The following is a 24,529-nucleotide window of genomic DNA, read 5'->3' on the forward strand; positions in this document are numbered from 1 at the left end:
TCGAGATGCCCGTCTGGCATTAAACCCCAGATGGGCACATCAATCCGGCGCATGGCGTAGTTCCAGTTTCCAACCCGCAGATACTGACTGAATGGCTATCGTCGGCATGAGCCGTCGGCCTGCAATCCAACAGGCGTCTCCATGCTGCTCGCCAATCGAGCGGGGGATTTTTGCCGCAGCTATCGGTTCAATCAAACAAAGGTTTGGCTTCATCGAGCCGGGATGATCCTGCAAGATCGGCGGCCGAGATCGTCGTCTTCGGGGAACTACGCGTCCTCTGCGGCATTAGAAGCAGGTTGGTCGCAATTTGTTCAAGGGAGGCCGAGACGTCAGGAAAGAAGAAGAGCGTCCGCTCCAGCGCCGCTCCCGTTCGGCCACATCGCCTTCGCCCGAAGCGAGGGGCACGATTTCGCGTGTTCGAAAAAGCCAATCGCCAAGCCATGCAGATTGCCTGGCTCGTTGTTATCACTTTTGTTGCCGCCATCGCACTGCATGCCTTGTTGACATGATCAACATTGGTTGCACATGCCATCGAGCCGTTATGCTGGTTGGCAATACGCCCATCCCAGATCAAAGAAATGCCCCATGCAGGTGGATGCGGGTGGAATAGCGTGTCGCGCAAGTGCCTCGGCTAGAGTCCTAACCTTCCTGGATAAGTGATTGAGATCAGAATATTTTATCGGATCAGATCGACGCAAGAACGCGACCAAATTCCCGCATTCCGACGGTTCGGGTCTCATTGCACAAAAGAAGGTCAGACTCCTCCAACCGGCAATTTTATGGCAGTATTAGCGAAGCCTTAAATGAAAGGGAGGAAACACTTGTGTCTCTGATAACAAAACTGCCAGCAGGCCAAACTGTCCTTGAGTTCGAGGGGCACAAGTTCTGGGTCGATATTACGGAGAAACCGAAATTTGAAATGAGAGTTGGGATGGTGCCAGAAGGTGACGATCCCGAACTGGTAGTGAAACTCATGGCCGCTCTGGAGGAAGGGAGTAAATGGAAGAAGAATAAAGACGGTTCTTGGAAGTGCGTCGATGAAAGTGGGTCGGCAACTGACGGCATGCACAGAACGAAGCACTGAAAAAACAGCCGCCCGGCCTTAGCGAGACGGGCGTTCGAAATTACGCTCGGCCAGAAGATCAGCAGCATCAGGGTGATGATATCGGCGAATTATTGCCATTCCCTATTGCGTCAGAACCGCTGCATGGCCTCCGTTCCATCGATGATGCCGAAGGATGCGCCCGTTGTGATCCAAAACATACGTTTCCCTTTTGGCGAAACCGTCGCGAGGCGTTCAGATGTCGCCTATTTGTAGCATTCTCTCCCGGGGCAGCAGGTTTAACCGACGTCCAATGGTTCCGGTGGCTGGGGCAGATTGAAGTCAGTGTCGCGGTCGGACAACCCGGAATATCAGACAAGTCGAAGCGCGATCGGTGCGCGACCGCCCTTTCCCACTGGGCCGTTGCGTGGGCGTTTCACCAGGAAGTGCGCGAGACTCCATGAATGCGGAACTTCCGGACTTTCTTCTCATTTGATCGAGATGAGCTGCCGAGAACGAGATCCCATGCGAGGCGACCAGCAGCAGGAAATGACTTCCTGGTTGCGGTCATTGGACCCTGTCCAACCAAAGGACATGATCGGACTTTGGAAAGGCGTCGGCCTTCCGTCGGGTCACCCGCTGGACGGCGTCCTCGAGAACTTGCACTGGTTCGGAAAGCGCTTCCATGCCGACATGCGGGCGGACGCTTTGCTCTTCCAACGGCGCCCCGGACGGCTTGTGGCGATTGATCCCGCCTATATCCCCATTGGGCTCGCGATCAAGGCGGCACCGTTGGGACGAACGGCTGTTGCTCGGAAGCTGTTTTTGCACCTTCAGCAGGCGTTGCGCGCAAAAGGTACGACAGCTTCGATATCGCTCCAAACACTTGAACAAGTCGAAAGCGCGGCGCTGATCTACGACAAGCAGCCCATCGTCGACCACTTCCGGCTTGTAAGTCATGACGAAGTGGTCGGAATGATGTGCGTGCGCGACGACCCGTGCCGGTATTTCTTCAGGCTTCGGAAAGTGAAGGTGGCGGGCGTGTAGCGTACGGCTTGGACTGCGTCGCCCGGAACATTGTCGGGCTCGGACCGTTCGCAGGGAAGAGCAGCAATCGGAGGACCACATGAGCAATCTTTACAACGACAGCGCCCCCGCGGTCTCGGGCGAACCGGCAAAGAGCATGCTGACTGCGTTCTTTGACTCACGACGCGAAGCGGAGGATGCCGTCGAGCGCCTCAAAGAGGCGGGCGTCACCGACGTCCGGCTGATGCCGGGATACGAAGCCGATGCCGAGAAGGCTAAAGTCGAAAGCGACGATCGTGGGGGCTTCTGGCCTCAACTCGGAGACTGGCTCCTTCCGGACGAAGACCGTGCCGTCTATGCTGAAGGACTTCGACGCGGTGGCTTCCTGGTGTCCGCTTCGGTGGACGAGGCCACCTACGACACGGCCCACGACATACTCGACGATGAAGGAGCAATCGACATGGACGAACGCGCCGACCTTTGGCGCAGCGAAGGCTGGAACGTCCTGAAGCCGAACGAGACATATGTCGAGGCGAGATATGATCGGAACCGTCTCGGAGAAGCGAACCGCGACCAGCAGGTCTCCGGCTCTCGCGACGATGTGTTCGAAGCCGACGCCGCCGCGGGGTCTGCGGCGGGTGCGGGTCACTACATGAGAAGCGGTGAGTCTACGACTTCGCGCGTGCGAGCCTATGAGCTCGATGAGGAAGTTCCCGTGGACGAACATCTGCGCGACGACATCCTTCCTACCGGTCATCAGCGAACGGTCGCCGAAGGACAGGGTCCTGCCGACCGCGAACTTCGTCAGAGCCAGGACATGGACGGGCTGCGTCAGGAGCAAAGCTTCCCACGCAGCCGATAAGCGCGGACGAGCTGATCGACGCTTGTCGGCGCAGGTCGGTGGCCGTCGGAGAAGAAGGGACCGGGCGTTGACGTCCCTCTTTCATTTATGAAGCTGTTCACTGGCGTTCATATGGAACGCCAGAATATAGCCAGTAGGTGTCGACGGTTACCGATATCGCGACCCGTATACAGGGGTAGAATGCTTCAGCCACCGCCGAGACCTCGACATCCTTGAGGCATAGATCCCTGTGCAGCTCGTAGAGGAGCGTGATGCGGAGCGTGTTCGTGACGACCGACATTGATGAAACTCCCATTCTTCCAAGGAGGACCCAAATGAAGAGCAAGGAACTTGCCGAAAGTGATCCGTGGCGCGAGCGCAACTTTGTGCTGGTCCTGGACGACGGCGAAGAGGCGTTCGAAGCAATCACGCGCTTTGCCGAGGAGCAAAAGGTCGGCGGCGCGTCGCTAACCGCCATCGGGGCCTTCCGTAGCGCCACGCTCGGCTTCTTCGAGTTCGCGACGAAGAACTACAAGGAGATCCCGGTTGAGGAACAGACCGAGGTCCTAAGTGCCATTGGAGACATTGCCATCGGTGACGACGGCAAGGCCAGCCTCCACATGCATGTGGTTCTCGGCCTGTCAGACGGAGGCACCCGGGGCGGCCATTTTATCAAGGGCACCGTGCATCCTACGCTCGAGATCATCATCCGCGAAAGCGCAGTCGGATTCCGCCGCAGAAAGCGCGAAGACCTTGGCATCGCGCTGATCGACCTGTAGAAGGCGGTCTGGATCAGGCGATCACGAGCGGTCTCTTCCCTGGACGTTTATGACGATCGCGTTTCATCGTCCTACCAGTCGCTGAATCTGCGTGATCTGCAGTGCTGCGGGCGTAACTCCCTTGGAACTCAGCTGATGGCTTGGGCTCGCCTTCGACCTGTCGTTGGACGAGCCCTTGTCGCAGTATATTTCGTGAAATGCATTGCCCGCGCTTCAGCGGGTTTTATTGTTGAGTCTCAGGCTGTTGAAGAACTAACCATGCTGAGCTTGCCACTCCCTGGCTTCAGCGCGACCATGATGATGCCCGCAACGCGCTGCTGTTATATTCGAATGACCTGTTGGGCGACAACCAGCCACTGAAGGACCTCCGAGTGAGCCACCGCGGCAAACATTGGCAGTCGACCGTTACTTTCATCGCGCCTCCATGATGAAAATTGCAGCGCGGGAGATACGGCGACGGCTTCACGAATTGTGCAAGCATCGCGAGCATGAAGAAAAGCGTCGCACGACTTCTCAGATTGCAGATCATGCCCTGTCTCGGGAGCGACAAGCAACGTCGACGGGGCAACAACGACCCAGGCGTGGCCCGTCGAAAGCAGGAGTAGCTGGACTTACCCCGTCGCTACACACCCGAAACCTATCGCTCGAACGTCTTGATGAAACCTTCGCCATGAAGATTTTCTTTGGTCTGAAAAGATTTTCCCTGCCACCAATAAGGTGCTTGTCCGCTGAACTTGATCGCAGGTGAGGGAGACCAACCAGCTACCACACGAACTCAATGAGACCAAAGTCTTAAGTGCTTCAGGCCAATGGTCTGACGGAGGGAACCGCTCCATTGTGTTGTCGTTTGCTCACCTGTGAGGCTGCCAAGACAGCCACGGAAATGGAGAAGAAAATGTTCACCAAGATTCTCGTCTCTACCACTGCGATCGCCCTCATGTCGGGTGCTGCCTTTGCAGGATCATCGACGGTTAACGGCGCGGTTGGCGGTGCAGCCACAGGCGCAATCGTCGGCGGTCCGGCCGGTGCCGCAATCGGGGGCGCGGCAGGTGCGGTCGTCGGGACTCTACTCGATCCGCCGCCGCCGAAGGTCGTAACCTATGTGCGCGAAGCGCCTCCTCCGTCGGGCACCGTCGTCATAAAGGAGAAGGTGGTCGTCGGACAGCCTCTTCCTGAGGCCGTTGTCGTCACTCCGGTGCCCGATGACCCGACATACGCCTACGCTGTGGTCAACGACCAGCGTGTGATCGTCGAGCCTTCCTCGCGCAAGGTCATCCAGATCGTCAACTGACGACAAGGTTGGACCCGGCATGCCGGGTCCAACCTGCCAACTCAAACGACACCACAAGGACGTCGTGCTGCGACGCCCTCTGGCGCAGTACGTCCTCGGCTATGGAGTTTAGCTATGAACCGCAAGATACTACCTGTCTTGATCGCCTCGCTCGCGCTCGGCGCGTCGCCAGTTGGTCTGCTTTCTGCAGCCGCGCAGGATGCAACTCCTATATTGCCCAAGAAGGGCACGACGCAAGGCGAGCAGCCGCAATCCGGCACATCGCAGCAGCCGTCAGGCGCAGAAGCGCCAAGCAACGGCTCGGGTCAAGAAGCCCCGTCCGCAGGAACGGGCGACGCCACAACGGTCAAACCCGATAGCGGAGGAACGGGTACATCCGGCTCATCGCAAGGTACCGATCAGCCTACCACTCAACAGCAAGACACAACGAAACCTGCCGACGGATCCACTTCGCAGCAGGCGCCTGCATCCGGCAGCGAGAGCGAAAAGAGCTCGACGAAGAGCTCCGGAGAAACAACTTCGCCTGATGGAAAAGCCACATCCGATAAGCCGTCTGACGCCACAGGATCGGGCGACACTGGCACGACGGGTGGAAGCACGACGACGGGAACGTCCGATCAATCCACTTCCACTAAGACTGAAACCGAAGTCAACATCTCTGTCGAACAGAAGACTGAAATCCAGCAGGTCGTGAAGGAAGTCAATGTCGAGCCGGTTCGCGAAGTCGACTTCGCGGTTGAGGTTGGCACAGCAATACCAAAGACGATCCGACTTGAGCCGCTGCCGCCGCGGATCGTCAAGATCGTCCCGCAATATGAAGGCTATCGCTTCTTCATCCTGGCAGATGGCAGGATCATCATCGTCGAACCCTCGACGTTCAAGATCGTCTACATCATCGTCTGACTAGGACCGACTTCCCCGGCGGCAAGGTCCGCCGGGGCAAGAGAAGACCATCTTATGCGACGAAACAAGGGCTAGTGATATGGGATTTCCACTCGCGGTGATCGCAGCGGCCATCGCAGCTGTCGTTCTTGCGCTCATGGTGCTCGGTGATCCCGCAGAGACGGCGCCGAGCCGTGTCTTTGTGCAACAGGCTCTGCATCATCAAGTGGTGCGCTCGCCGTGACGCTTAGGGACTTGGGCGCCTCAGCTTCTGCTGCTCGCAGGGCCGCCCAGAACTAGGACGCGAGGTCGCTCAGAGGCCTAAAATGGATATCGTGTCGCCTGGATTGAACCCGCGTCCGCCAGCGAGGCTCCGGCATCAATGGCGAAAGGGCGAATTGTCCTCAGCGGCAACATCAGGGTAAAGCTGGCGCCGGAGCGTCTCCAGTGCCCTGACCTTTTGAAGCTCGCGCTTTTCAGCCTCGGCCGTAACATCGCGCCAGGCTGCGCCATCCAGCTGGTCCCATACCCTTCCGCCGGATGCCAGAAATTCGCAAAAGGCCTGCGCCGAGCGAAGGCGGCTGCTAAGTTCGACATAGTGGTTAATGTATGCGTCCATGAGAACTCCGTCAGCATAACGCGCGCCCTTATGAAAATGACGTTCCCGTCATTAGCTGCCCTAACACTTCGCCCTTAGTGCAGCACTGTCGGCGGCAGACGAACGATGCTCGTAATCGTCTCGAGCAGCTCAACGAACTGGTCGAGGACCATTCCAAAATTCTTGTCGTCCATCCGCGCTATCTCCGGGATCGTGTCGTAAGTGCGTGCAACAAGGTGGTCGAGGCCCGTGCTGTTGGCGAACGGGCTGTCGGAAAAGTCGCTAGTGCGAACCGCGTGCAGTTCATCCACAATCCGGCGAACAAGATGCTCGCGATCGTTGATTGAAAGGCTCAACAGTTCCTTCCGCGCATCGCGAATTTCGCTGATGATACCGTGGGACATGAGCCTCCCTGATCTAAACGTGGCGGCAGCGCGCCTTGCGTGCAGCTGCACTGTAGCAGCTCCTTCGCGACTAGACGTCGGACCTTGGTCTGATCGCACCCTTCCACAAAGGCCTATTCCTGGCTCGAACCCCGCCTTCTCCGCAGCTGCTTTGGAAGCCATGAAAGCCCGAGGGACTGATCGCCGCTCTCTCGCGCTGCTATTGGGTCGTTTGAACGTTCATCCAGGGCGGCACGACACGTACAGACCCGTGCTTATAATGGTGGCGAGACCTTCGGTCGCGGAGGCGAAGACGATCGTTCTTTCGCCTCAGCGACTGAGGTGGCCCCACCCACGCGTTACGCCACATCAGAGTTCTCTTACGAAGGGTCGAGGGGACGCTTAATGAGATTCATCTCGGGGTCTAAAAGACGAAAAACGAAGACCCTCGTCACGTACCAGAACCTGGAATCGGCATTTTGGGTAATCGGAGGAGGACCGCGGGTCCCCTTATGGCATATCGCTATATCACCCTCGTCGTGTTGAGCACCCGTGCGTGGTAATCGAGCGGCTCTCTCTCCTTCTCGTGCGCTTTTGCCTTCGCTGTCTCGCCCTTGAAATCAGTGTATATTATGGCAATATACATCGATGATTGATTGGGAGCGGATAACGGGCTTCGACTGGGACGCGGGAAACGCCCGCAAGAGCGCTGAAAAGCACAGCGTGGGCCAGGCAGAAGCGGAGCAGATGTTTTTCAACGAGCCACTGCTGACGGTTCCCGACGCAAGGCATAGCGCCGAAGAGCAACGCATCCACGCTCTTGGGCGCACCGACGACGGAAGGCTGCTTCATGTCACCTTCACGCTTCGGCAGAACGCTACGAAGATACGGGTGATCTCGGCCCGGGACATGAGCCGCAAGGAGCGGAGCTATTATGAGCAAGACGCTTAAGCCAACTCCGGAATTCAAGACGGAAGCGGAAGAACGGGCCTTCTGGGAAAGTCAGGATTCCGACGATCATATCGACTGGGACAAGGCGGAGCGCGTGCGCTTGCCGAACCTGAAGCCATCCTCGACATCAATCTCGCTGCGGCTACCGAACGCGCTTCTTGAACGGATAAAGGTCGCGGCCGGCAGACGCGACGTACCCTATCAGTCGCTCATCAAAATCTGGCTCGCAGAGAAGGTCGACACTTCGGGTGGGCAACGCTGACGTCCGCGGATTGACGCAAGCGTTGCATAGTGGCAGGCACCCGTTCATCGTGACCTATCGGGCAGTAGCATGCCTCGCCACGCCCGTCCTGTGGACGTCTCGATCTCTGATTGAAAGGCTCAATCCCTTCTTTCGGCATCGCGAAGTTCGGTGAGGACACCGTAGGGCATGCGCCGTCCCCAACCGGTTTTCCTGCATCTACGCGGCTCCGCATTCATTTCCATGAGGATCGGCGACCATCGGCCAGATATTTCTCGGTGCCCGGCGATAGGGCGTCTTGGCCGGATTGTTAGGATAAGGCGTCCCCGCGGAACAATAGAGGATTTCGGCCGCGATCTTCGAAAACGACGCGAAGAAGTGGTTCGTAGATTTGATGACCAGGATCTTCTTCTTCGTCGGGTCAATGCCCATGACCGTAAAGAGGCTGGCATCAAAGCTCTGGGCACGCGTCGAGTTCAAGATGATGTCGATGCCGTTCATAACCACATGAGCGGCATCGCCGAAGGGTGCCAGGCTCTCGCCGAACTGCATCTCGGCATCCTTCACAAGCTTGACGACCGTCACGGTGCCATCGATCGGATTTCCGGTGCCGGGCGCCGATTTCGCGCCGAAGCGAAGCGGAATCTCAGCGCCCTCCCCTGCCGCAAAACAGATCTGCACCGCCATCGGGTCCCAGATCGTGCCGATCGCCGTATCCTTCGCCTCATGGGTCAGCATTTCTTCGAGGATGACCGTGGCATCGCCTGCCGTACCGCCGCCCGGATTGTCCCACACATCGGCGATGACGACCGGCCAGGTGGTGGCGGCCAGAGCACGCGCGACCGCCTCCTTCTCATCTATCTGAGGTGCCATGAAGGTTCCGCGCTTGGAGAACAGCTCAAGCCCCAGGTCGCGGGCAAGCGCTGCCCCCTTTTCCGGCTTGCCATCCGTCACCACCAGCATTTTCGTTCCCATTTCGGGAACGTCGCCGACCATGAAGCCATGGATCACGGAAATCGACAGGACATCCGGGTCGTCGCTTTCGATCTTGATGATCTTGTCCACGAAGGAGCGCATAGGTTCGCGCGACGTGGGAAAGACGTCGATCATGCGGCAATCGAAGACGGAAACGGCAGGCTTGACCCTGCCTTCAAGCGTATCGACGGCGATGCGCCACAGATCTTCGGCGCGGTCGACGAAATCCGTGTGCGGGAATTCCTTGAAGTAGACGGCGAAGTCGAGGGCCGCCACGCGCCTGGCGGTCAGATGGCTGTGCGGGTCGAGTTCGGCGCAGACGAGAATATCGGGTCCCACGATCTCCCGGATGCGCGCAAGGATGTCGCCTTCGGTATCTTCGTAGCCCGCCGCCACCATGGCTCCGTGCAGCCCGAGGACCACCGCGTCAACTGGCATTGCGGCGTTAAGCTGAGCCAGTATCTCGTCGCGCAAATCTTCATAGGTGGAACGGTTGACGAGCCCGGCCGGATCCGCCCAGGTTGCCGTTCCTTCAATCAGCTCCCAGCCCTTTGCCGCGGCGACACGCCTGCCGACGGTGATCGGCGCGGTGCAAAGTGTCGGCGTTTCAGGATGCTGTCCCGGCGGTGCGTAAAGCGAAGCCTCGAAAGCCCGCCGGTCGACACAAATCGGTGAGAAGGTGTTGGTCTCGGTCGCCAGAGCCGCCGTGAAAATGCGCAAGAGATTGGCCTTTATGTTGTCGACACCGCTTCAACCCATAGGATTCGGCAGATAGCCGGTGAACCCGCAGATCTTCCAGCACCCCTCGTGAAGCCGGCAGTAATAGAGCGTCTGCCACTGCATGACATCGCGGCTGCCGTCGGCCTTGGCAATGCCGCCATCAAATTTCTTGCGCACCAGGGCCATGTCGCCTTCGATCTCGATAGATTCCAGCGTCGTCGTCGAAAAGATCGCGGTGCGCGCGTCCTCCGCCAGGCGTTCCCTGCCAAATCCCTTGGCCTGCCGAAGCCATTCGTCGCGATAGGCGGCAAGCGTCGGAAAGGCAAGACGCCATTTGTCCGGACTCACCTGCTTGCGACCATCGATCCCGATGAAACCATCTTCCACGAAGTCGTTTTCAACCATGGACCAATCGGCAGCCAAAAACGCGTCGATATCGCGCGGAACGAGCATCTCCCAGATGGAATGCCGGGCTGTGTCGGACGATGGGAAGGGATTCTTGAAAGGATCGCGCATGCTCGCCCTTTATTTAAATTCTTTTCATAAATCGCGTTTTTCGCTGGCCAAATTCTGCTTTCTATGGTCACTTGTCAACTTATCAAGAAAATAATTTGCAAGGATCCGGAATGTCCATCAAGCGCTATGGCACTGTTCAAACCGGCGCCGGCGGCAAGTCTTTGCCATTTGCGCGCGCCGTCGAAGCCGATGGCTGGCTTTATGTTTCCGGTCAGGTTGCAATGGAAAACGGCGAGATCGTCGAGGGCAACATCATCGCCCAGACGCATAAGGCAATTGCCAATGTGCTGGCGATCCTCAAAGAGGCCGGCTACGGCGTCGCGGATGTCGTGCGCGTCGGCGTCTGGCTCGACGACCCCCGCGATTTTTGGACGTTCAACAGGATCTATCAGGAATATTTCGGCGGGCATCCCCCGGCACGCGCCTGCGTGCAATCTTCAATGATGGTGGATTGCAAGGTGGAGATAGACTGCGTCGCCTATAAGAAGAAAGATCAGTAAGGGCGCCATCACCGGGAGGACTGGTTGGATATCTTTTCCACATTGCAGGAAGACAAGGGCCGCCTTTCTCCATCGGAGAACCGGATTGCCGAAATCATCGTCAACGATTTCGAATTTGCCGTGAACGCCTCCATCATCGAGCTTGCGGAGAAGGCCGAGGTCTCGCCGCCGACCGTCACGCGCTTCTGCCGCCGTCTCGGCTGCGAAAGCTTCTCTGACTTCAAGGTTCAACTCGCCCGCACGGCGCATATCGGCGTCCGCTATCTGAAGCCCGAGTCCAAAAGCAGCGATCCCGCCGACGTTGCGCAGGACATCATCACCAAGGCCCAGAACGCGCTGTTCCTCCTGCACCGTTCGCTTGACATCGCCGCAATCGAACGCGCCGCCGACCGGATCGCCAAGGCGGATATGATCTATGCCTTCGGTTCGGGTGGAAACTCCTCGATGATCGCCGACGAATTCCAGAACCGCCTCTTCCGCCTAGGGCTGCGCATCACGGCAAGTTCGGACCACAGCATGCAGCTGATGATGGCGGCGGCAGCGCGCGCGGGCGACGTGCTGATCGGCTCGTCCTTTTCGGGGCGCAATGCCGAGCTCGTTCGCGCTTTCGGGCTGGCGCGCGAAGCCAAAGTCACGACGATTGCACTGACGCAGAGCGGAAGTCCGGTGGCAGCGGCGGCAGAGATCGTCGTGCCGATCGATCTGCCGGAAGGAAACAATATATTCCGTCCCACCTCGACCCGCATCGCCTATATCGCAACCGTCGACATCATCGCGAGCCTTGTCGCCTATGCCATCCAGCCGAAGGCGGCGGTAACACTAAGACGTATCAAGCAACAATTGGTCGCCCACCGCGACGGCGACGACCGTCAGCTCCTCGGAGACTGAGGACGTGCAAAAGGAAGGGATGAAGCATGACGCAATCGGTCGCTATCGTGACGGGAGCTGCTGGAGACATCGGCGCTGCAATCGCCGCGAGGCTCGCCGATGACCATGACATCGTCCTGCTTGCCGACATCGACCGGGAGGCGGCCGCAGCCGTTGCCGCCACGCTTTGTCCGCAAAACCGTTTCGTTGCCGTCGGGTGCGACGTCACCAGCGAGGAGAGCGTTTCTCATCTTGCAAGCCGCTGCGCCGAACTTGGACAGTTGCAGACGCTCGTCAACAATGCCGGCGCGGCACGTGCTGTCAGCCTTCATGATACCACGCCTTCCATCTGGCGCATGGATAATGCCCTCAACCTCGAAGCTGCATTCTTATGCTTTCGCGCCGTCGAGGACATGCTGAAGGCCTCGAAAGGATCGGTCATCAACATCGCCTCCGTCAACGGCATGAACGTTTTCGGGCATCCGGCCTATAGCGCGGCGAAGGCGGGGCTTATCCACTTCACGCGGTTGGTGGCCGTCGAATACGGCAAGTTCGGCATCCGCTCCAATGCGGTCGCCCCCGGCACGGTCAGAACCCGGGCCTGGGAAGCGCGCGCGGCTGCCAATCCCAACGTCTTCGAGGAGGCGCGGCGATGGTATCCGCTCCAGCGGGTTGTCGACCCGAAGGATGTGGCCAATGCCGTTGCCTTTTTAGCCGGATCGCAGGCGGCAGCCATCAGCGGGGTTTGTTTGCCCGTGGATTGCGGCCTGACGGCGGGCCAGGCGGAGCTCGCCCGCACCTTCTCGCAATCAGACCATTACTGAAATCCATAAACAAAAGAGAGGAACAGGACATGAAACCGGTTTACTATCGCTTGGAAAACAGCTGGACCCCAAAGGGCGGGCCAAACGGCCAGTTCACCTTCACGCTCTTAAACCTCTCCGAAAGCCCGCTTTCCGGCTTCAAGCTCGTCTATACATCCTTGACGCGGGTGAGCGACCCTGAAGCCTGCGAGAACGCCCAGTTCCTGCGCCGGAACGCGAACTTCCACGAATTCTCGCCGCCTCCGGGGTTCCTTCTTGCGCCCGGCCAGAGCTGGATCTTCACGGTTGCCGGCCTTCATCGCAAGGCGCAGCATTGCACGGATGGGGCAAAATCCGCCTACCTGACACTGGTCGACGGCACGCATGTCGAGGTGGCTGTCTCCGATCTGCTTCTTGAAGGCAGTCTGAGCGAGCCGCCGCCGGCGTTGCTGCCGGAGGGCCACCTTGATCTTCCCTTCGCGCTCCAGCCCTGGCCGGCAGAGATCGATGCCAAGCCGGGCGACAGCTTTCCGGTCGTGCTTTATCCGCAGGGCGCACGCTCCGACGAGCTGCTTTCGATCTCGACGGTGATTTCCCTTTCGCGCCGGCTCTTTGAGAGCGACCATTCCGTCTTCAGCCTGGCGCCATCGCCGCAGGGCCGGGCACTGGTCTTCGACCGCCAGGCCTCGCTCGATGCGGAGAGTTACCGGCTAACCTTTGCCTCTGACAAGGTCACGCTTTCCTATCGCGATGCGGCCGGGCTCCAGTATGGCCTGACCTCGCTTGCGCAGTTGCTCAACGGGGCGCGCACGACAAAAGGCAGGTTCCGCTTTCCGATCTCCGGCAGCATCTCCGACAAGCCGCGTTACGGCTGGCGCGGCTGCCATCTCGACGTGTCACGTCAGTTTTATCCGGTTGCCGACGTCAAGCGGCTGATCGATATCCTTGCCTGGTTCAAGCTCAATATCTTTCATTGGCATCTGACCGACGACGAGGCATGGCGGTTGGAAATCAGGGCCTATCCGCAGCTGACCACCACCGGCGTCCTGCGCGGTCCAAACGAGCCGCTGCTGCCGCAGCTCGGCAATGGCGCTGAGCCGGTCGGCGGCTTCTATTCGCAGGGCGATATCCGCGACATCGTCGCCCATGCCCAGGCACTGAATGTCGAAGTCGTGCCGGAGATCGATATTCCCGGTCACAATGCCGCAACGCTGGCCGCCCTCCCGGAACTCACCGATGGCCAGGAGGCACCCGACAGCTATCATTCCGTTCAGGGCTATCCGAACAACGCCTTGAACCCGGCCGTGCCCCTCACCTACGAATTCCTGGAAAAGGTCTTCGACGAGATGGTCGAGCTCTTCCCCTCCTCCTACATTCATGTGGGCGGTGACGAAGTGGCGAACGGTTCATGGCTTGCCTCTCCGCTGGCAAAGGAGCTGATGGCCGAGGAAGGCATTTCCGGCACGTTCGGCCTGCAGTCCTATTTCCTGAAACGGATCAAGGACATGCTGACGGCGCGCGGACGCAAGCTTGCCGGCTGGAACGAGGTGGCCCATGGCGGCGGGGTCGCGGCGAAAGACACGCTGCTGATGGCCTGGGAAAATCCGCAGGTCGGCATCGATCTCGCAAGGGAGGGCTACGACGTCGTCATGACGCCGGGACAGGCTTATTATCTGGACATGGTCCAGGCAGAAGCCTTCCAGGAGCCGGGAGCGAGCTGGGCAGGCACGGTGCCACCGGCACATACCTATGCCTATGAAGCGGAAGGCGAGTTCCCCGAGGATCTCAAGGACAAGATGAAGGGCGTACAGGCCTGCATCTGGTCGGAACACTTCCTGTCGCGCGGCTACTTCAACCGCCTGGTCTTTCCGCGCCTTCCGGCGATCGCCGAAGCGGCATGGACCCCGAAGGCCAAGAAGGACTGGAACCGCTTTGCGGCCATCGTCCCCCTGAGCCCGGCACTCTAGGCCCGAAACGCCAGGACGGTAGCGATGCGGATTGCGGTCGGCGGAATTCACACGGAATGCAGCACATACTCGCCGGTGCTGATGGCGATCGAGGATTTTCGCGTCATGCGCGGAGCAGATCTCCTCGGTTCCGACTATTTCAACTTTCTGAACGCGCAAGGGGTCGACCACCTCCCGCTTCTCCATGCGCGTGCCATTCCGGGCGGACCGGTGTCGCGTGCCGCCTACGAGGAGTTCAAGACGGAGTTCGTCGACCGGCTGCAGGCGTCCACGCCGCTTGACGGTCTCTATCTCGCCATGCACGGCGCAATGAACGTCGAGGGCATGGATGACGCCGAAGGCGACTGGATATCGGCGGCCCGCGCCGTCGTCGGTCCGGACTGCATCGTCGCTGCGAGCTACGATCTGCATGGCAATGTCAGCCAGAAGATCGTCGACCAGCTCGATATTTTCGCGGCCTACCGCACGGCGCCGCATATTGATGTCCGCGAGACCATGGTGCGCGCCTGGTCGATGCTCGTCGACGCGCTGACGAGCGGGAACCGGCCGGGCGTGGCCTGGGCGCCGGTGCCTGTCCTGTGGCCGGGCGAGCGGACTTCGACTGAGGATGAGCCGGCAAAGGGCCTCTACCGACGGCTTGCGGACTTCGACCGCCGCGACGGCGTTCTCGATGCCAATCTGATGATCGGTTATGTCTGGGCCGACGAGCCGCGGGCGACGGCCTGCGCTGTGGTGACGGCGTCGGACAAAGCTGCTGCCGCAAAAGCCGCGGAGGAGATCGCACTTTCCTATTGGAATGCCCGAAAGGATTTTCGTTTCGGGCCGGTAACCGGTCCGCTTGACGACATGCTCGATATCGCAGCAGATACGAAGACTGCGCCGGTCGTGCTTGCGGATTCGGCGGACAATCCGACCGGCGGCGGTGTGGGCGACCGGGCCGATGTCCTAAGCGCGGTTCTTTCCCGCAAGTTCGAAAACACGCTCTTTGCCGGCGTCACCGACCGGCCGGCCGTCGAGGCCTGCTTTGCCGCCGGCAGGGGAGCGATCGTGCCTCTGTCAGTCGGCGGTAGTCTCGATCCGGCGAGCTTGCCCGTTCGTATCGAGGCTGAGGTGATCCTACTCGACGATCCAGGCTGCGAGGCCGAACGCCAGGCGGTGATCCGGACCCGCGGCGTCACGGTGGTTCTTGCTGCCCGCAGGCGCCCCTATCACAGCATCGCGGATTTCGCGCGCCTTGGGCTCGATCCCAGATCGGTTCGGCTGCTTGTCGTGAAATCGGGCTATCTTTCGCCCGAGCTTGCCCCGATTGCCAATCCGAATCTCATGGCACTGACGGAGGGCGTCGTGAACCAGGACATCGAAAGTCTAGCGAGCCATCGCCGAACCCGGCCGATCTTCCCGTTCGACCGCGAATTCGTATACCAACCGCAGGCGCGTCTTTCAGCGCGCTGGCAGGACTGATTATGTTCTATTTTGAGGCCCGGAATGACGGCCACCATCCCGTAGGGATCTGCATCTTGCGGAACGAGGATATAAGGTTCCCGGGGGACCTTTCAGCCTCGTCTGGTGGCAGCACGGCTCCTAGCGATGCCACCGTCGTCTGCTTCAGCCTTCCTGGCCCCTCTCCCCATGGCCGCCAGCCCTCCGGCCGGTTCAAACCACGCACTCTGCCAGGTGAGAGCAGCCGGCGCAGGCGATCCTCCCGTTCGACCGCAATTTCGATTGCCAGCCGCAGGCGCACTTTTCGACGCGCCGGTGGGATTGACATTTCGCATCATCAAATCGCGTGGCGGGCGGCGCATTGCCAGAACGCGCGCCGTGTGACCACCAGATCGTTCCCTTCGTTGATATCCGCATGAACCGCCTTCTTCCCGATGTCTTTCGCAATCCGGCAATCCGCGTCAGCATGATTGCCATCTTTTTGTTCGGGTTTGCGGGGGCGACAACATCACCGTATCAATCCGTCGTCGGTATTCGCGAGCTGGGATTGAGCAACGGTCTTTATTCAGCCCTCATCTTTGCGGCCGCGGCGGTCAATGTCCTCGTGAGCATCCTCCTCGGCAACCTTGCCGACCGTCTCGGCGAATATCGTTCGATGATGCTGGTGGCTGCCAGTTTCGGTATTTTCGGCTATGGCGCGATATATTTCGTTCCGACCCAAACGAGCTTCATCGCCTGCTCGCTTCTGTTGCTACCGATCTATGGTTCGCTCAACTCCCTGCTTTTTGCCCATGTCCGGGCCGCCACCGCGGGAATGCCCAAAAACGAGGTCAACACCGTCAACTCAGGCGTCCGGGCAATGATCTCGCTGTCGTGGGTGCTGGTACCTGGCATGACAGGTGCGCTGCTTTCCACGTCGATGAGCATGCTGCCCGCCTATCTTTTCGCCTGTCTCTCCTGCATATTCTGTTTTGCCCTGATCAGCGCGGTCCTGCCGCGCCAGAAGGGCACGGACAAAGCAGCAACGCATCATCTCTCTCATCTTGCTGCCCTCGCAGAAGTGGTCTCGCCGAGAATCTTCACGCCCTTGATTGCCGTTGCGCTCATTACGAGCACGCTCCATGTCAACGGGGCGATCCTGCCCTTGATCGTCACCGGCGCGGTTCACGGGACGGTAGCCGATGTCGGCATTCTCGTCGGCATCGTTGCCTTCCTCGAGATCATTTTCATCATCGTCTGGGCGCGACTTCTCAGGCAGATGGGTCAGGTCGCAGCACTGGTGACCGGCACCATCATATATGCCGCCTACCTGTTGCTGCTCGGGCTTGCTTCACAGCCCTGGCACGCTTACGCCCTGACAGTCATCAGCGGTATTGGCGCTGCAGCGCTGATCAGCATCCCCATCACCTACCTCCAGGACCTCATTGCAGAGAGGCCAGGTCTTGGCAGCGCCCTGATATCCGTCAACATTTTTCTCAGCGCAGGCGTGAGCGCACTCGTCTTCGCCATTGGCAGTTCCATCACGACCTATTCGGGGACCTCAATTATTGGCGCGCTCTTCGGGCTCGGCGGCATTGGGCTCCTGATATACTGCAGCACCAGACGTTGAGCTGTCTGATGGAGGACTACCGCCGGATGAAGACAGCAGGCGCCTAAGCCCAAGGATAGGCGACGGCCGATCTCCCACCATCTTTCAAAGTCCACAGGTGCGGAACGTTCGAATTCAATGACTATCCGGTGCCTGCATCCACTGGGTTTGGCATGAAGCACATGCCATAGGTCGACATGATCTGGCTGGTCATGACAAAGGATGAGATAGCGATGGCCTTCATCGAAACGCTCCGCAGGTCAGGAAATCCCAACTCATATGCATACCGCAATGACCGGCCTCCGGATGGCTGGCCATCAGATCATAAGCAGCTTGAAGAGCATCGACAAAGCCGAGAGCGGCTTGGTTCCAGCTTCGTGTGCAATCCGCGACCACGGACCATGTCGGCCTCCTCCAGCCGGGCACGGGATATCGCGGTTTTGGTGCTGGCTCCTACTGAATTGCGGAACTATCGGCCTTTTCAAGAGCAATGTAAGCCGCTGCCGTCCATGAGAATCCGAGCCCACCGCATCCTTCCCCGGTTTTCGGATCGAAATATTCGGCAAAGCCTTCGGTCTCGATTGCGCTGATCGTCGATTGGCGCAGTTCCGCTGCAAATCCTGCGTGGCCGTTGCGGTGTAATCCCTCGATCAGGAGCCAGTTGATGATCGCCCAGGCCGGACCGCGCCAATAGCGCTTGGCCTCGAAACTCGCGGAAAGAGGCTCGGTCGTCGGGAAGACGACTTTCATACCCTTGCACCATCTTCGCATTTCGGCGGCTGCAGCGTCGGCTGTCGCCTCGTCAAGGTCGAGCGCAAGAAGCGGAATGAAGCCGGCCTGCGTGGCTGCGACGACATCCTCGCCGGCCAGCAGATCCCGCGAGACGAAACGCGAAAGATGAGAACGCCACTGCGCCTTCAGGGCCTGCCGTGTGCGCTCATTCAGCACTGCAATCTCATCGGCTTCGCCTGCGCGCCCGAGGACAGCTGCCAGATAATGCAGATCTTCACCGGCCTTCAGCAGGATCGCGCTGGTCTGGATATCAGCGATCTTGAACTCGGCCTGTTGCCATTGCTCGACGGGGTCCCAGCCGCAGGCCGCATAGGTATCCAGGAGATGGATGAAGCGGCCATAGTCCTCGTCGCGCGGGCGCATTTGCGGGTTCACATGCCCTATATCTTTTCGCACAACCGGCGTTTCGGTTGTCGTCGCAACACGCGCAAGGGCGACGTCCCAGGCAGGCGAGTTGTCGCTGCCGCTTTCCCAAGGATGCAGCAAGGCGACGAGACCGGTGCCTTCCGGATCACGCGCGCTGTACCACCACCGGTGCCACTTCAAGGCGGCTTCGTAGAGCGTAAGGGTTCGCTTGTTTTCGACCGAGCCGGTGGCGACCGCTGTTTCGTAAATCTTGCGAAGAGCCATAGCGAAGACCGGTGGCTGCGTGATACCGGAGGTCGGAATGACATGGTTCGTGCGCCAGACGTCGGGGCCGGGGAAATAGCTGTCGCTCGGCTGATGGAACACGATATGGGGGATCATGCCATCGGTCCATTGTCCCTCGGCCAGCCGTTCGAGTTCACGATAGGCGCGGTCGATGTCGTAGGCGGCAAACCCCATGGCGACGAAGGCCGAATCCCAGTTCCACTGAAAAGGATAAAGCCGATCGGTCGGTACCGTGTAGCCGCCGCGGTCATTCGCCGCCAAGATCGCCTTGGCTTCATCGATGTATTTCGTCATTCCATTTACTCCAGATATTTGTCAGGCAGCAGCCGCCAGGTAGGCCTTGCCGCTATCGGGTGCGAGCCAAGAAATGCGCGCGGGATCAGGTTTCAGGCCGATGACGTCGCCGCTTGCAACCTTTTCGGCGGCGGGCAGAATGACGCGAACGGGTTGGTTTTCGATCAATCCCGTCAAAAGAAGATGCGAACCCATTGGCTCGGCGACGCGAACGCGCATTTGAAATCCCTCTGACGGCGGCGCAAGCACCACGGCTTCGCCGCGCAGCCCGAGGATGATCTCGGGCCCGGATTGCGGCGGCACCGAAAAGCGCTCGCTGCCCGCGATCACGTGCCCGTCGGTCACGGGCATGCGGATGAAATTCATCGGCGGATTGCCGATGAAGCCGCCGACGAACCGCGTGGCGGGATGGTTGTAGATGTCGACGGGATGGCCAACCTGCTCGATCTGGCCGTCGTGCATGACGGCGATCCTGTCCGAAAGGCCCATCGCCTCGGTCTGGTCGTGCGTCACATAGATCGTCGTCGTGCCGGAAGACTGCAGGACCGTCTTTAGTTCCGTACGCATTTCCAGGCGCAGCAGCGCATCGAGATTGGAAAGCGGCTCATCCATCAACAGGACCTTCGGCTCGACAGCGAGCGCCCGAGCCACGGCTACGCGCTGGCGTTGGCCGCCCGACAGCTTGTTCGGATAGCGGTCGAGATAGGGCTCTATATGCAGAAGAGCTGCCGCTTTTTTCACCTGCTGGCTGACGCGCGCCTCATCGGCCTTTTGCATCCTGAGGCCGAAGGCGACATTTTCAAAGACGGTCATATGCGGGAAGACGGCGTAGTTCTGGAAGACCATGGCAAGGCCGCGGTCCTTCGGCTGAAGCCCGACTACCGAGCGGTCTCCGATCCGAATGTCGCCGGCACTTTCGGATTCAAGACCGGCGATGATGCGTAGCAGCGTCGTCTTTCCGCAGCCAGAGGGGCCGAGAAGGGAAACGAATTCCCCGTCGTTGACTGTCAGCGAGACCTCCTTCAGCGCCTGGAAGGTCCCGAAGTTCTTCCGGATGCGGTCGATGATGATGTTGGCCATGAAACTGTTCCCGTTACTTGGATGACCCGTTACTTGGATGAAATGCCCCAGATCGCGAAAAGGTAGCGCCTGACCGCGAAGATGAAGACCACGGATGGCAGGATGAGCATGAGGCCGCCCGCAAAGCGGTAATGCATGGGGCTTTCCGCCAGCACGGTCAGCAGATAGGCCGTTAACGTCCGATTTCTGACGGTGAGCACGGACGCGGCGAAAACCTCGTTCCAGGAGATGACGAAGGCAAAGACGGCGGTCGCGGCGATACCTGGAAGGGCGAGAGGAGCGACGATCTTGAAGAATGCCTGGATACGCGAGCACCCGAAGACCCATGCCGCTTCCTCGAGTTCTCTCGGAACGCCAAGAAAGATGCCTTGCGTCACCAGCACGGCGAAGGGAAGGGCAAGGACGGTATGAACGAGCCCGACGCCCGTTACCGTATCGTAGAGGCCGAGACGGATGAAGGAAACGGTGAGCGGCAGAGCAAGGATTGCCAAAGGAAAGGCGCGGGTCAAAAGGACCATCAGCCGAAAGGAATCCTTGCCGTGAAAATTATAGCGTGCCAGCGCATAGCCGGCGGGCGCTCCGAGAAGCAGGGACAGGGCAACCGTGATCGCTGCAGCTCCGAGTGAGTTCAGGAAGGAGCCGAGAACGCCTTCTGTCCTCAGGAAAAGCAGAAAGGGCTCTAAGGAAAGGCCTGTCGGCAGACCGGTCTTCGGCCAGAGGTAGACGGCGCTGCGTCCGCCGAAGGCGCCGAGCGCGACCAGATAGATCGGTGCGAGAACCCAGGCGCAAAGGACGGCGATCCCGCTCCAGAGCAGAATGCGGCGGGACGAGACGAAGTTTGCGGCGCGGGCCGTGCTCATGGAAGACGCTCCGGATCGACCTTGATGGCCTTCAGATAGAACATGGTGGCCGCAAGCGAGACGAGCATGATGAGAACCGCGTAGGCTGCGGCAACGCCATAGTTTTGGTTCTGGTTCTGCCAATTGTAGGCCTCGCCGACGAGCACCGGGAAATTGCGGCCGCCAAGGGCATAGACGACGGCAAAAACCTCGAAGGCCAAAACAGTGCGCAGGATGAGCGCCGACTGCAGCGCCGGCCGGATGAGCGGCAAGGTGATGCGGAAGAAGCGCGTCCACGGACCTGCGCCGAAGATTTCTGCCGCTTCCCGGTATTCCTTCGGCACCTGGTTGAGGCCGGCAACGATGACGACCATGACGATGGCCGTTCCCCGCCATATCTCGGCGGCGGCTATGCCGAGAAAAAGTGGAAACGGCGTCTGGTAGGAAAGCCAGCTCGCCTGCCGTTCTATGATGCCGAGGCCGTAAAGGAAGGAATTGAGATAACCGCTGTTCTGCAGGATCGACAACCAGACGAGACCGGCTGCGAGATCCGAAATGCCGAGCGGAATGGTCCAGATCCACAGGATCGTTTCCCGGCCGGCTGCCACTTTCGCGACCATCGTTCCCATGGCGAGCGCAATGACGATCTGCACCGGCACAACGGCAAGCGTCAGAAGAAACGTGTTTTGTACCGAGCGCGTAAAATTGAGATCGCCCACCATACGCTGGACATTGGTAAGCGAGGGCGTGCCATTGTCGGAGACGGCAAGCCAGATCGTCTGCACAAGCGGCACGACGAACAGCAGCGCCAGGAACGCCACCGAGGGCAAGATCAGCAGATAGGGGATCCACGTGCGGTTGTTCGGCATTGGCTTTGACTTCGTGGCTTTTCGGGAAGCGGCCCGGGCCTAGGCGCCCGGGCCGAAAGGCTTATTCGACCGGGCAGGCTCCGTCGCTCTTGGCGTCCGGCGCCCAGCACGGGGCCTTCGTATCGGCCATCAGCTTTGCAAGCGTTGCGCCTTGCGCCTTCAGGACGTCGCCGACGGCTTCGTTCTGCAGGATGATCCGCTGGAAGCTGTCCATATAGACCTTGTTGAACTCGCCGCCCTTGTCGCCGAGGCCGACGGGAAGCAGCGAAATCAGCGCGTCCGGCGCGGTCTGGGTTGCGTTGACGGCAGCCGCGAGCAAGCCTACTCCAGGATCGATATCGGAAGGAAGCTTGGCGTCGAGCGTCGGAAAGAACCCCACCTTCTGCGCTGTCAGCAATTGCGTATCGGGCATCGTCAGGTGTTCGATGATGGCGATCGCGCCTGCCTTGTCAGGTGCCCCCTTCGGAACGGCGAGGCCGGCGACAACGGGCATGTAACCGCGGCCTTTCGGCCCGGCGGGAGCCGGGAAGACGACATATTGATCAGGCTCGGAGGAGATCGCCTCCTTGAGGCGGGCGACGTGATCCCAGGCGACCATGACTTCGCCGGCAAGCAGCGGCTCCTGCATGAAGTCGTAGTTGGTGGAGTTCGGATTGACGACCGACCAGAGCTCCTTCAGCTTCTCCCACCCGGCTGCAGCATCAGCACTTTGGAAGGGCCGCACGACGCCGCCTGTGAAGGAGGGATAGAAGTAACCCTGGAAAAAGCGGGACATCAGCCCCTTCGGCCCGGCCGGAAAGCCGATCTGCGGCTGGCCGGTGGCTTCCTGCATCTTCTTTCCCCATTCGATCAGTTGATCGTAGGTGAGCTTGTTCACATCCGCGCCCTGGGGAAGATATTGCAGGGCGTCCTTCCTGGCGGCCATGACATAGGTCGCCTGCATCCAGGGGATATATTGCTGGCTGGACTTTCCGAGCTTGCCGAGATCAAGCAGAGGCTGCGGCATGCCTTTCGAGGCGAGCGCCTTGGCGACGTCGTCGAGCGGCTCAAGGCCGTCCTTGTCGGCAAGCGGCGACAGTTCGCCGTGCAAGGCGCCGACAAGGCTGATCGTGTGCGTTCCGGCCTGGCGCTCGGCCTCCATGCGGACCGCAAATTGCGGCGGCTCCTCGACTACGTAGTCGACCGGGCTCTGGACGCCCTTGAGCAGTTCTTCGCGAACCACTGTCGCTTCTGCGATCGGACGAAGTTGCGTGGACAGGAACACCGTGTCGGCAAGCACCGGCGTTGCGGCCAAAAGGACGGTCGATGCCAGAATTCCAAGTGACGCTAGATGTTTCATTTTCTCCTCCTCTTTGGTTCTTCTCTATGCATTTGGCAGTGCACGCCGATGGCTCCCGCGGTCGACGAATTCGATCGGGTGCAGTTCCTGAAGTTCTTCCGAAGGCTCGCCGGCGATGGCGCGAAGCAGCAGCGAGGCAAAGCTGCGGCCCAGGTTCTCGCCCGCCATGCGCATGGTGGAAAGCGGTGGGCTGGTATAGGCACCGGTGGGAAGATCGTCATGGCCGACGATGCTGATCGTCTCCCCGCCCTCAATCTCACGGAGCGCCCGCAGGGCGCCGATCGCCATTTCGTCTGTCGCGCAGACGATCGCGGTTGGCCGGCGTGGATGGCGCAGCAATTCCAGCGCCGCCAGGTATCCACCCTGCTCGGTCGGCGCGCCTTCGGCGCAAAGTTCGCTCGAAAGGCCGCTTTCTTCCATGGCTGCCTGCCAGCCCATGCAGCGGACATGGGCAAAATAATAATCCTGGGGGCCGGCAATGTGAGCGATCCGCCGATGACCATCGGCATGAAAGCGAAGGCTTGCCGCTTGAAACCCGGCAAAGCCGTCGCCGTCGAGATAGGGATGCGGCAACGCCGACTCGGTCCGTCCATTGGTGACGAACGGAACGCCCCGCGCCTGCAGAAATTCCACGCGCTCGTCCCTGCGTTTCGTGCGAACGAGCAGCATGGCGTCGACCCTTTGCCCGTCGACGAAACGGCGGCACATGTCGAGCTCGCTCTCGCCGCGCGGCACAGGGGCAATCACGAGGTTAAGGCCGGCGGTCGCAAGATGTTCTGCGCAGCCGGAGAGCATATCGAGAAAGTGCGGCGGGCCGATATGGCCCGGATCGCTCGGGAGTGTCACGGCGACAAGTTCGGCGCGCTGTTTGCGAAGGCGTCGTGCAGAAGCATTGGGGCGATAACCCGTGAGCGCTGCCGCTTCCCGTACGCGTTCGCGGGTTGCCGGCGAGACGTCCGGATAGCCGTCAAGGGCGCGCGATACCGTGGTGATCGACAGGCCGAGCGACTGGGCCAACTGTTTTAAATTGGACACTGCGTACCTCCCAGATACAGGGTCAATATGAACCAAAACGTTTTGGAGATCAAGCCAAAACGTTTTGGAAAGGGACAGCCAGCAGAAGCCCTGAGCGCTCGTCGGCCGCCAGACGGGTAAGACCAAGATCTTTGCAATATCGACCGGTCAAGCTCAGCCGCGCTGTCAGCACTGCGGAGAAAATTTACGCAAGGACGAGGAATGGATCTGCGCGATCGGA

At 59.8% G+C, this 24,529-nt stretch carries 27 protein-coding genes and 1 pseudogene; 15 read left to right on the forward strand and 13 right to left on the reverse strand.

Features of this window, described 5'->3' with window-relative positions; all coding sequences use genetic code 11:
- Positions 1 to 187 precede the first annotated feature (187 nt).
- Complete coding sequence (locus RGR602_RS37840) at positions 188 to 622, reverse strand: hypothetical protein (RefSeq protein WP_170250916.1); 435 nt, start codon at positions 620 to 622, stop codon at positions 188 to 190.
- A gap of 201 nt (positions 623 to 823) precedes the next feature.
- Between RGR602_RS37840 and RGR602_RS31520 the strand changes: the two genes are divergently transcribed.
- From RGR602_RS31520 to RGR602_RS31530, 3 genes are all read left to right on the forward strand, one after another.
- On the forward strand, positions 824 to 1,084 hold the full coding sequence (locus RGR602_RS31520; RefSeq protein ID WP_040115879.1) for a hypothetical protein: 261 nt from the start codon (positions 824 to 826) through the stop codon (positions 1,082 to 1,084).
- Positions 1,085 to 1,543: 459 nt separating this feature from the next.
- Positions 1,544 to 2,089 carry a GXWXG domain-containing protein gene (locus RGR602_RS31525; RefSeq protein ID WP_040115880.1) on the forward strand — a complete coding sequence of 182 codons (546 nt, stop codon included), beginning with the start codon at positions 1,544 to 1,546 and terminating at the stop codon, positions 2,087 to 2,089.
- A 79-nt stretch (positions 2,090 to 2,168) separates the two neighbouring features.
- The gene (locus RGR602_RS31530) at positions 2,169 to 2,930 is read left to right on the forward strand and encodes a hypothetical protein (protein ID WP_040115881.1); all 762 of its coding nucleotides are present in this window, start codon (positions 2,169 to 2,171) and stop codon (positions 2,928 to 2,930) included.
- 97 nt (positions 2,931 to 3,027) lie between these two features.
- Here RGR602_RS31530 and RGR602_RS31535 read toward each other — a convergent pair whose 3' ends face one another.
- Complete coding sequence (locus RGR602_RS31535) at positions 3,028 to 3,210, reverse strand: hypothetical protein (RefSeq protein WP_040115882.1); 183 nt, start codon at positions 3,208 to 3,210, stop codon at positions 3,028 to 3,030.
- Positions 3,211 to 3,244: 34 nt separating this feature from the next.
- Between RGR602_RS31535 and RGR602_RS31540 the strand changes: the two genes are divergently transcribed.
- The 4 genes from RGR602_RS31540 to RGR602_RS37845 all read left to right on the forward strand — a co-directional run bounded on the left by RGR602_RS31540 (position 3,245) and on the right by RGR602_RS37845 (position 6,105).
- A complete protein-coding gene (locus RGR602_RS31540; protein WP_040115883.1) occupies positions 3,245 to 3,688 on the forward strand; it encodes a PPC domain-containing DNA-binding protein in 444 nt (147 codons plus the stop codon).
- 895 nt (positions 3,689 to 4,583) lie between these two features.
- Complete coding sequence (locus RGR602_RS31545; RefSeq protein WP_040115884.1) at positions 4,584 to 4,979, forward strand: DUF1236 domain-containing protein; 396 nt, start codon at positions 4,584 to 4,586, stop codon at positions 4,977 to 4,979.
- Between the two features lie 114 nt (positions 4,980 to 5,093).
- Positions 5,094 to 5,882: a DUF1236 domain-containing protein gene (locus RGR602_RS31550; protein WP_040115885.1), complete on the forward strand. Its 789-nt coding sequence runs from the start codon at positions 5,094 to 5,096 to the stop codon at positions 5,880 to 5,882.
- A 79-nt stretch (positions 5,883 to 5,961) separates the two neighbouring features.
- Entirely contained in the window at positions 5,962 to 6,105 is a 144-nt protein-coding gene (locus tag RGR602_RS37845; RefSeq protein ID WP_166677481.1) for a hypothetical protein, read from the forward strand.
- A 135-nt stretch (positions 6,106 to 6,240) separates the two neighbouring features.
- Here the strand turns inward: RGR602_RS37845 and RGR602_RS31555 are convergent, their stop codons facing one another.
- A complete protein-coding gene (locus tag RGR602_RS31555) occupies positions 6,241 to 6,480 on the reverse strand; it encodes a hypothetical protein (RefSeq protein WP_040115886.1) in 240 nt (79 codons plus the stop codon).
- 74 nt (positions 6,481 to 6,554) lie between these two features.
- Positions 6,555 to 6,863: a hypothetical protein gene (locus RGR602_RS31560; RefSeq protein WP_040115887.1), complete on the reverse strand. Its 309-nt coding sequence runs from the start codon at positions 6,861 to 6,863 to the stop codon at positions 6,555 to 6,557.
- Positions 6,864 to 7,490: 627 nt separating this feature from the next.
- Between RGR602_RS31560 and RGR602_RS31565 the strand changes: the two genes are divergently transcribed.
- Both RGR602_RS31565 and RGR602_RS31570 read left to right on the forward strand, forming a co-directional pair.
- The gene (locus RGR602_RS31565) at positions 7,491 to 7,793 is read left to right on the forward strand and encodes a BrnT family toxin (protein ID WP_040115888.1); all 303 of its coding nucleotides are present in this window, start codon (positions 7,491 to 7,493) and stop codon (positions 7,791 to 7,793) included.
- Positions 7,777 to 8,055 (forward strand): BrnA antitoxin family protein, encoded by a 279-nt coding sequence (locus tag RGR602_RS31570; RefSeq protein WP_040115889.1) that lies wholly within the window; start codon positions 7,777 to 7,779, stop codon positions 8,053 to 8,055. The genes RGR602_RS31565 and RGR602_RS31570 overlap by 17 nt, the downstream gene beginning before the upstream one ends.
- A 198-nt stretch (positions 8,056 to 8,253) precedes the next feature.
- Here RGR602_RS31570 and RGR602_RS31575 read toward each other — a convergent pair whose 3' ends face one another.
- On the reverse strand, positions 8,254 to 9,729 hold the full coding sequence (locus RGR602_RS31575) for a M81 family metallopeptidase (protein WP_040115890.1): 1,476 nt from the start codon (positions 9,727 to 9,729) through the stop codon (positions 8,254 to 8,256).
- 30 nt (positions 9,730 to 9,759) lie between these two features.
- The gene (locus RGR602_RS31580) at positions 9,760 to 10,245 is read right to left on the reverse strand and encodes a hypothetical protein (RefSeq protein ID WP_040115891.1); all 486 of its coding nucleotides are present in this window, start codon (positions 10,243 to 10,245) and stop codon (positions 9,760 to 9,762) included.
- Positions 10,246 to 10,355: 110 nt separating this feature from the next.
- On the opposite strand from RGR602_RS31580, the gene RGR602_RS31585 reads away from it, so the two are divergent.
- The 6 genes from RGR602_RS31585 (at position 10,356) to RGR602_RS31610 (ending at position 17,431) form a co-directional block, all read left to right on the forward strand.
- Complete coding sequence (locus tag RGR602_RS31585) at positions 10,356 to 10,745, forward strand: RidA family protein (RefSeq protein WP_040115892.1); 390 nt, start codon at positions 10,356 to 10,358, stop codon at positions 10,743 to 10,745.
- 24 nt (positions 10,746 to 10,769) lie between these two features.
- On the forward strand, positions 10,770 to 11,633 hold the full coding sequence (locus RGR602_RS31590; RefSeq protein ID WP_040115893.1) for a MurR/RpiR family transcriptional regulator: 864 nt from the start codon (positions 10,770 to 10,772) through the stop codon (positions 11,631 to 11,633).
- A 26-nt stretch (positions 11,634 to 11,659) separates the two neighbouring features.
- Positions 11,660 to 12,436 carry an SDR family oxidoreductase gene (locus tag RGR602_RS31595; protein WP_040115894.1) on the forward strand — a complete coding sequence of 259 codons (777 nt, stop codon included), beginning with the start codon at positions 11,660 to 11,662 and terminating at the stop codon, positions 12,434 to 12,436.
- Between the two features lie 29 nt (positions 12,437 to 12,465).
- A complete protein-coding gene (locus tag RGR602_RS31600) occupies positions 12,466 to 14,382 on the forward strand; it encodes a beta-N-acetylhexosaminidase (protein ID WP_040115895.1) in 1,917 nt (638 codons plus the stop codon).
- Between the two features lie 24 nt (positions 14,383 to 14,406).
- Entirely contained in the window at positions 14,407 to 15,843 is a 1,437-nt protein-coding gene (locus tag RGR602_RS31605; RefSeq protein WP_040115896.1) for a M81 family metallopeptidase, read from the forward strand.
- 394 nt (positions 15,844 to 16,237) lie between these two features.
- Positions 16,238 to 17,431 carry an MFS transporter gene (locus RGR602_RS31610; RefSeq protein WP_040116655.1) on the forward strand — a complete coding sequence of 398 codons (1,194 nt, stop codon included), beginning with the start codon at positions 16,238 to 16,240 and terminating at the stop codon, positions 17,429 to 17,431.
- 114 nt (positions 17,432 to 17,545) lie between these two features.
- On the opposite strand, the pseudogene RGR602_RS37850 reads toward RGR602_RS31610, so the two are convergent.
- The 7 genes and pseudogenes from RGR602_RS37850 to RGR602_RS31640 all read right to left on the reverse strand — a co-directional run bounded on the left by RGR602_RS37850 (position 17,546) and on the right by RGR602_RS31640 (position 24,309).
- A pseudogene (locus tag RGR602_RS37850) lies at positions 17,546 to 17,836 on the reverse strand (type II toxin-antitoxin system RelE/ParE family toxin).
- A gap of 27 nt (positions 17,837 to 17,863) precedes the next feature.
- Positions 17,864 to 19,147: an MGH1-like glycoside hydrolase domain-containing protein gene (locus RGR602_RS31615; protein ID WP_040115897.1), complete on the reverse strand. Its 1,284-nt coding sequence runs from the start codon at positions 19,145 to 19,147 to the stop codon at positions 17,864 to 17,866.
- A 21-nt stretch (positions 19,148 to 19,168) separates the two neighbouring features.
- The gene (locus RGR602_RS31620; RefSeq protein WP_040115898.1) at positions 19,169 to 20,227 is read right to left on the reverse strand and encodes an ABC transporter ATP-binding protein; all 1,059 of its coding nucleotides are present in this window, start codon (positions 20,225 to 20,227) and stop codon (positions 19,169 to 19,171) included.
- A 29-nt stretch (positions 20,228 to 20,256) separates the two neighbouring features.
- On the reverse strand, positions 20,257 to 21,087 hold the full coding sequence (locus tag RGR602_RS31625) for a carbohydrate ABC transporter permease (protein WP_040115899.1): 831 nt from the start codon (positions 21,085 to 21,087) through the stop codon (positions 20,257 to 20,259).
- Positions 21,084 to 21,935, reverse strand: a complete 852-nt coding sequence (locus RGR602_RS31630; protein WP_040115900.1) for a carbohydrate ABC transporter permease — start codon at positions 21,933 to 21,935, stop codon at positions 21,084 to 21,086. Before RGR602_RS31630 ends, RGR602_RS31625 begins: the two co-directional genes overlap by 4 nt.
- A gap of 61 nt (positions 21,936 to 21,996) precedes the next feature.
- Positions 21,997 to 23,274: an ABC transporter substrate-binding protein gene (locus RGR602_RS31635; protein ID WP_040115901.1), complete on the reverse strand. Its 1,278-nt coding sequence runs from the start codon at positions 23,272 to 23,274 to the stop codon at positions 21,997 to 21,999.
- A gap of 24 nt (positions 23,275 to 23,298) precedes the next feature.
- Entirely contained in the window at positions 23,299 to 24,309 is a 1,011-nt protein-coding gene (locus RGR602_RS31640) for a LacI family DNA-binding transcriptional regulator (RefSeq protein WP_040115902.1), read from the reverse strand.
- Between the last annotated feature and the right edge of the window lie 220 nt (positions 24,310 to 24,529).

It is taken from the genome of Rhizobium gallicum bv. gallicum R602sp (assembly GCF_000816845.1).
Classification (GTDB): Bacteria; Pseudomonadota; Alphaproteobacteria; order Rhizobiales; family Rhizobiaceae; genus Rhizobium; species Rhizobium gallicum.